This is a genomic window from Microcoleus sp. PH2017_05_CCC_O_A, assembly GCF_020738785.1.
Taxonomy (GTDB): Bacteria; Cyanobacteriota; Cyanobacteriia; order Cyanobacteriales; family Microcoleaceae; genus Microcoleus.
Genome location: NZ_JAEQCB010000031.1, coordinates 26,837 through 34,449 on the forward strand (window position 1 = coordinate 26,837; position 7,613 = coordinate 34,449).

General features: G+C 42.7%; 2 protein-coding genes. Both read left to right on the forward strand.

Features of this window, described 5'->3' with window-relative positions:
- Positions 1–224: 224 nt before the first annotated feature.
- Positions 225–1,430 (forward strand): hybrid sensor histidine kinase/response regulator, encoded by a 1,206-nt coding sequence (locus tag JGK20_RS09365; protein ID WP_293182956.1) that lies wholly within the window; start codon positions 225–227, stop codon positions 1,428–1,430.
- 869 nt (positions 1,431–2,299) lie between these two features.
- Complete coding sequence (locus JGK20_RS09370) at positions 2,300–7,324, forward strand: PAS domain S-box protein (protein WP_293230184.1); 5,025 nt, start codon at positions 2,300–2,302, stop codon at positions 7,322–7,324.
- The last annotated feature ends 289 nt before the right edge of the window (positions 7,325–7,613 follow it).

The following is a 7,613-nucleotide window of genomic DNA, read 5'->3' on the forward strand; positions in this document are numbered from 1 at the left end:
GGGACAGGATTCTTCTAAAAGTCCCCCGACTATCCGGGGGATTTAGGGGGATATCCGGAAAATAAACACTGTTAACTGAACAGTATTGCCCTATAAAGAGGCTATTGCAAACGTCGGCACCTACCGAGCAACCGGGTTTCTAGAGGCACCGAAAATCCCTTGAATCTCATGTAAAATTACAACCGACAACTCACAACTCAATCATTTTAATTTTTCCCTTAAATATGAACGATAAGAATTCCGAAAGAAGCATCATACTAATTGTCGATGACAACCAAACAAATCTTGACGTACTTTTCGAGTTGTTAAGAAATTACGGATTTAAAGTATTAGTGGCTCTAGACGGCGAAAGTGCGATCGAGCAAATTGAATACATCCATCCCGACTTGATTCTTTTGGATATCATGATGCCCGGAATTGACGGTTTTGAAACTTGCCTGCGTTTGAAAGCAGACCCGTCAACCCGAGACATTCCAATCATCTTCATGAGCGCCCTTTCCGAGACCCTTGATAAAGTAAAAGGCTTTCAGACAGGAGCAGTTGACTACATCACTAAGCCTTTCCAGCACGAAGAAGTGTTGAGCCGCATAGAAACTCACTTGACAATCCGCAACTTGCAACAAAAACTCGAAGAAAAAAACCTAGAACTAGCCCAGCTCAACCAAAATCTGGAAAGACTTGTCGAACAAAAAACCAAGCAATTAATCGACCAGGAAAAAACAGCCATCATCGGACGTTTGACCCAGGGAATGGTGCACAACCTCAAAAGCCCGCTACAAGTGATCCAGACTAGCGTCGATTTGATTGAAACAAAAGCCACAAAAATCCAAGAAGACTCTTTTTTCAATTATACCAAATACATCTTTCAAGCTGTCTCAAAAATTAATCAGATTATGGATACTCTGATGATGAAAAGCAGGAAAGAACAAAACCAAGATTTGCATCCTGTAAATATCAACGATTTAGTACAGCGAGAAATTCAACTATTGGAAGGAAATATGTTTTTCAAGAATAAGATTAGAAAAAAATACTTTTATGACGAAACAATAACCAATATTCCCTTAATTTATTCCTATATTTCTCAAGTATTTTATAACTTAATAAATAATGCAATGGATGCTATGTGGGAAAGAAAAATCAGGGAAATAACTATCGTGACTCGGCAAGACAACTCGAACATATACATGGATATTGCAGATACGGGATGCGGCATAGCACCTGAAGATTTGTCAAAACTTTTTGACCCTTTTTATACGTCGAAGCCGCCTAAAGGCGAAGAACAAATCGAAGGGGAACCAACAGGAACTGGTCTCGGACTTTATACTTGTATAGAACTTTTAAAACCTTTTAACGGCGAGATTGCTATTAGCAGCAATCTCGGTCAAGGCAGCGTGTTTACAGTCGTGCTGCCCAAACAGCCGAAAAATTGATCGACTCAAATCAGTAAAATCGCCTCCGGTAACAAAACCTGAATTAAGTTCGGAATCAGGTTCGTAGTGAGCACTTTAGTCCTTCTTTATCGGGTTCGTAGTCAGGACTTTAGTCCTTCTTTATCCCAAAGATAGGCATAAAGTCCTCACTACAAACGGGCGTTACTTGTCAGTAATTCAACCGAGACCATTTGATAGTATGTTCCGTAAATTCACTGTAACTGACCTAGCTTCGCAGTCAGGAATTTAGTCCTTCTCGATCCGCGATTTTTTGCCCGGTCTCTTGCTATTTCCTTGCCAAAGGTTGTAAATTAAAATAGAGTGGATTTGCACGATCGCTAAAACTACGATAAATTTGGGTCACTAGGTTTGGAGTGAGGCGGACAACTTGCAGCAAATAGCTCAATTATATAGTAACCGCCACATCGGGCGCGGACGTAAATAACCTCATCAATAAAGCCTAGACTTGTTTATGAATCAACGCTTTGATTCCCGTACTTAAATGTCAACTGTCAAGCGGTCAACTGTCAAGCCATACCAATAAATCTCGGGCGTCTGCAAGTACCCAGCCACCCTACAGCCTGCGGTTCAAGTTTCCCAAAAATGATGCCATTCCCTCAAAAGAATGCAACTCGCCGTACTCCCAACCATGAGAGTCATCCACCATTTCCAATTATTCAATTTTTTAAATTTTTAATATAAAATGATAGGAGCTAGGTAGCTGCATCCGCAGCAGTTTTTATTGGATAAATAAAAAGTAGCAAACTGATATCGCTCGAAAAAAAGAATGCAACTTTAGACAAGCGCGAAACCCGAGACTCATCAGTAATTCCCAAATCTAAAATCCCAAATCTAAAATCTAAAATGGTATGACCTCTGTTCTTGAATCAACTTTAACGCCTGCTTGCTTGAAAGTTCTTTTAGTAGAAGACTGTGCCCAAGATGCAGCACTAATTCAAGAACTGCTGTCTGACGATCGCGAACTGAGAGCATCAATTGAGACGACCAATGTAGTTCGCATCGGGGAAGCGATAGAAATTTTAAGCAGCGATGTTTTTGATGTAATTTTATTAGATTTAACCCTCCCTGATAGCCCGAAATTTAATAATTTTTTTCGCCTCCAAGATGGCGGAATCAATATTCCGATCGTCATTTTGATAGGGGCGGATGAAGAAGAATTGGCTGTCAATTTAATTGCCGCCGGCGCTCAAGATTATCTGATAAAAAAAGAATTAGACAGCCGACTGCTGGTGCGGACGATCGAGTGCGCGATCGCCCGCCATAAGCGACAAGCAGAATGGCAAAAAAGTCAAGGAAAATACCCCCAGGTTGTTGACAATATCAAAGAAGTAGTTTTTGAAACAAATATTGCGGGCAATTGGACTTTTCTCAATCCTGCTTGGACGAAAATAACCGGATTTACGGTTGATGAAAGTTTGGGAAATTCCTGTTTGAGTTACATTCATGCTGACGACCAACACCAATATTTAAATTCCTCTAAAAATTCGACTGAAAATCAAGAAATATCCTGTTGCTATCAAATGCGATATCTTACCAAAAATGGCGAATTTCGCTGGGTAGAAATTCAGGAATTTTTGATTTTTGGCAAAAACGGCGCGGCGCAGGGAACTACTGGAACTATTAACGATATTACGGATAAAATTTTAGCCAGAGAGGAAGCGGAAGCTAATAAAAAATTTTTGAATTATACGATCGATGCAGTTGCCGATCCAATTTTTGTCAAAGATGAACAGCACCGCTGGATACTGTTAAATGATGCTTTTTGTAAGCTGATAGGCAAGCAGCGCGAGCAACTGCTAGGTAAATCGGATTACGATTTTTTCCCCAAAGAAGAAGCTGATTTTTTTTGGGAGAAAGACGAAGAAGTGTTTAGAACCGGGGAAGAAAACGACAGCGAGGAAATATTTACGGATGGCAGCGGTGCTAAGCACATTCTGTCTACAAAAAAAACCGTATTTGAAAATACCGACGGCAGTAAAATACTTGTCGGAATAATTCGAGAGGTCACTGAGGATAAGCGGAAACAATTAGCCCTGCAAGAAACCCAAGCTAGACTCCAGCAAATAGCTGCCAATTTGCCGGGAGTAATTTATCAATTCCGCCTCTCAAGTGACGGCAGACAATGTTTTCCTTACATTTCTTCTGGCAGCCGCGATTTATATGAATTGGAACCTGAAGATATTCAGGAGAATTCCGAACTTATGTTCAGTTGCATTCATCCAGACGACCTCCCAAAAATTCAAGAATCTATTGTTTATTCGGCGGTAAATATGCAGCCATGGCAGCAGGAATGGCGCGCGATTATGCGGTCTGGAAAACTTAAATGGATGCGAGGTGTTTCGAGACCAGAACGAGTTAATTTTACGACGCTTATAGGGCCGGAAGGCGATATTGTTTGGGAAGGGATGATACTGGATATTACTGATTTAAAAGAGACGGAAGCGGCTTTGCGGGAGAGTGAAGCCAGATTTCGATCGCTAATTGAGAATATTCCGGGCGCTATCTGCCGCAACTTATACGATGCTGATTGGACGATGGTGTTTGTGAGTGACGAACTTGAGGCAATTAGCGGCTATGCTGCTGGGGATTTTATTCACAACAACCGCTTGAGTTTTGCTAGCATCATCCATAAGGCAGACAGGGAAATGCTCGATCGACAAATCAGAGCGGCGGTAGACTCGAAACAGCCGTATCATGTAGAATACCGGATTGTGCGCGCTGACAGGTCGGTGCGCTGGATGTCCCAAAGGGGTAGGGCGACTTACAATCCAGAAGGGTTGGTTTTGTGGCTTGACGGAGCGATTTTTGATATTACCGATCGCAAAAACGCCGAATATACCTTGTGTTTGGTAACTCAAGCTGTAGACAGCGCTAGCGATGCAATCGCGATCGCAGATTTAGACGGCTATTCAATTTATCACAATCAAGCATTTATTCAACGCTACGGCTATACAGTTGAGGAACTAAATAATGCCGGCGGCCCAGCAGTAATGTACGCCAAATCTCAAGAGTTAAGAAAATTATTTAAAGTCCTGCGGAAAGGTTTGTCATGGAGCAATGAAATTGCACTCAGGGCTAAAAACGGCGAAATTATCGAAACTCAATTGCGAGCTGACTGCATTAAAGATAGCGCCAGCAAACCAATAGGAATGATGGCAATCATTGCTGACCTTACAGACCTAAAACGCGCCGAATCGGCATTAAAATTCAGTCAAGAGCGATTGCAGTTAGCGGTTTCAGGCAGCTCTTTGGGGCTGTGGGATTGGAATATAGCTACTGGCGAAACTTATTTCGACTCGCAGTGGAAATCAATGCTCGGTTACGCAGACACTGAAATTGACAACAACTTCCAAGGTTGGGAAAATTTGCTGCATCCCGAAGACAGAATCAGAGCAAGAGAATCTTTAAATTTATATTTTGAAGGTGGCATCGAGATCTATGAATTTGAATTTAGGATCCTCAACAAAGCCGGAAATTGGCAGTGGATTTTGGGTATGGGCAAAGTAGTCGAGTACGACGAATGGGGTGCGCCATTGCGGATGACGGGTACTCACAAAGATATCAGCGCCCGCGTTGGGGCCGAAGCCGAAAAAACGCAGTTAATCGCATCTCTACAAGAACTTGCCGACCAATTGCAATATGCACAAGAAATTGCCCGCATGGGAACTTGGGAATTCGATATAGAGACCGGTATTGTTAATTGGTCTGCCGAAGTGTTTCGAGTTTACTGTAGAGAATTTAATTGGCAGCCGACAATGACAGAAATTTTAGAGCAAATTCATCCCGATGACAAGGAAAGCGTTACAGAAGCTTTGCAAAAGGCGGTGAATGAAGGGATAGCTTTCGACATCGACCACCGCATATGTTTTCTATCAGCAGAAATCCGGCACGTTAACTGTAAAGGACAAGCTGTTAAAAATGACTTGGGTAAGGTGGTGCGACTGTTTGGCACGGAAATCGATATTACCGATCGCAAAAAAGCAGAAATTGCTTTGCAAGAAAGCGAACAGCGATTTCGGGCTGTATTTGAACAAGCGGCGATCGGGATTGTTAAAGTGTCACCCGAAGGTAGTTTCTTGAATGCCAATCAAGGCTTTTGCAATATTATCGGATACTCAGAATTGGAACTGAAAGCACGAAATGTTTGGGAGATTTCTCACCCCGAAGATGTAGAAGCAGATGTCGAGTCTGCCCAAAGACTGTTAGCTGGGGAAATTTTGAATTATTCACTTGAGAAACGCTTTGTGCACAAAGACGGTTCATTTGTTTGGGCTAATGTGACTGTATCTTTAGTGCGGGACGGGTTTGGGGAACCAAGCTACGGAATTGCTGTGATTGAAGATATTAATCACCGCAAACTTGCCGAGTCTATCTTGCGCCAGCAATTAAAACAAGAACGCTTGGTGGTAGGGATGCTGGAACGCATTCGCTCTTCTCTAAATTTAGAAGAAATCTTGACAAAAGCTGTTGCTGAAATACGGCATTTTCTGCAAACAGACCGGACAATTATTTATCGGTTTAATCCCGATTGGAGCGGTTTTGTAGCAGTTGAGGCGGTGGCTGAAAATTGGCGGTCGCTTCAGGGAATAAATATTAACGATTCTTGCTTTAAAGACAGCTATGGTTCTGCTTACCAAAACGGTCGCACTGTAGCTGTGGATGATATTTACAAAGCCGGTCTTTCTGAGTGCTACATTAATTTATTAGCTCAATTTCAGGTGCGAGCTAATTTGGTAGTGCCGATTTTGCAAGGTGAGAAGTTGTGGGGCTTGTTGATTGCTCACGAGTGCGCTGGCTGCCGCCAATGGCTAAAAATTGAGGTGGAGTGTCTCAAACAAATTAGCGTGCAGTTAGCGATCGCGATCCAGCAATCGACGCTGTTTGAGCAAGCGCAAACTGAAATTGCCGATCGCAAACAAGCGGAGTCAGCTTTGCAGGAATCGGAAGCGCGCGAACGTTCAAAAGCGCGAGAGTTGGAAGCAGCTATTAACAAACTCAGAACCACTCAAGCTCAGCTCGTTCAAAATGAAAAAATGGTGAGTTTGGGTCAGTTAGTTGCTGGTGTCGCTCACGAAATTAATAACCCAGTTAGCTTTATTCACGGCAATCTCAGTCCGGCTCGCCGTTACAGTTTAGATTTGTTGGAATTGATTAAAGTTTATCAAGATTACTGTCCTAATCCTCCGGCTCAAGTGTTAGATAAACTCAATGAAATAGACTTGGATTATATTGCTGACGATTTCCCGAAATTGTTTACTTCTATGCAAGTAGGAACCGAGCGAATTGTCGAAATTGTCAAATCATTACGCAATTTTTCCCGGTTGGACGAGTCTGCTGGTAAGTCGGCGAACATTCACGAGGGAATTGACAGCACTTTGATGATTTTGCAAAATCGCTTGAAATCTCACAGCAGCCGTCCGGGGATTCAGATTGTTAAAGATTACCAGTTATTGCCGCAAGTTGAATGTTTTCCGGGCGAGTTGAATCAGGTATTTATGAATATTTTGATTAATGCGATCGATGCTTTGGAGGAACGGGACAAGGGGCGGACGATCGAGGAGTGCGATCGACATCCCAGTACGATCGCGATTCGGACTTATGAGGCTGCTGCGGGCTTCGTAGCGGTATCTATTGCGGACAACGGCGGGGGGATACCGGAGCTAGTGCGATCGAGGCTGTTTGACCCGTTTTTCACGACTAAGCCTGTGGGCAAGGGCACGGGTTTGGGACTGTCGATTTCTCACTCGATTGTAGTCGATCGCCACGGCGGCAGATTGACCTGTATTTCGACACTGGGAGAGGGATCGGAGTTTTTGATTGAAATTCCCGTGCGATCGAATTTAACTGGTACCAGTTCAACAGTTGACGGTTGACAGTTGTTATTTGTTATTTGTTATTTGTTATAGCGGTTCTCAGATAGATTAGGTACGTTGTTGGGATGCGAGCCCTCTTTGTTTAAGTGGTTATATAACAATACGGTTTACTTAACACTATTTATGCGCCGGAGATCCCCCTCGCATCCCCCTTAAAAAGCTATGCTTTATAAACATCTTTCTTAACAATAAATTTGACAAAAGTAACTACTTGTGTAGGAGCCATTGGGGATCTCGCTTCTGATTGAATGGCAATTATCCTGCAAAAAATGTTCATTGATGTCTGCCT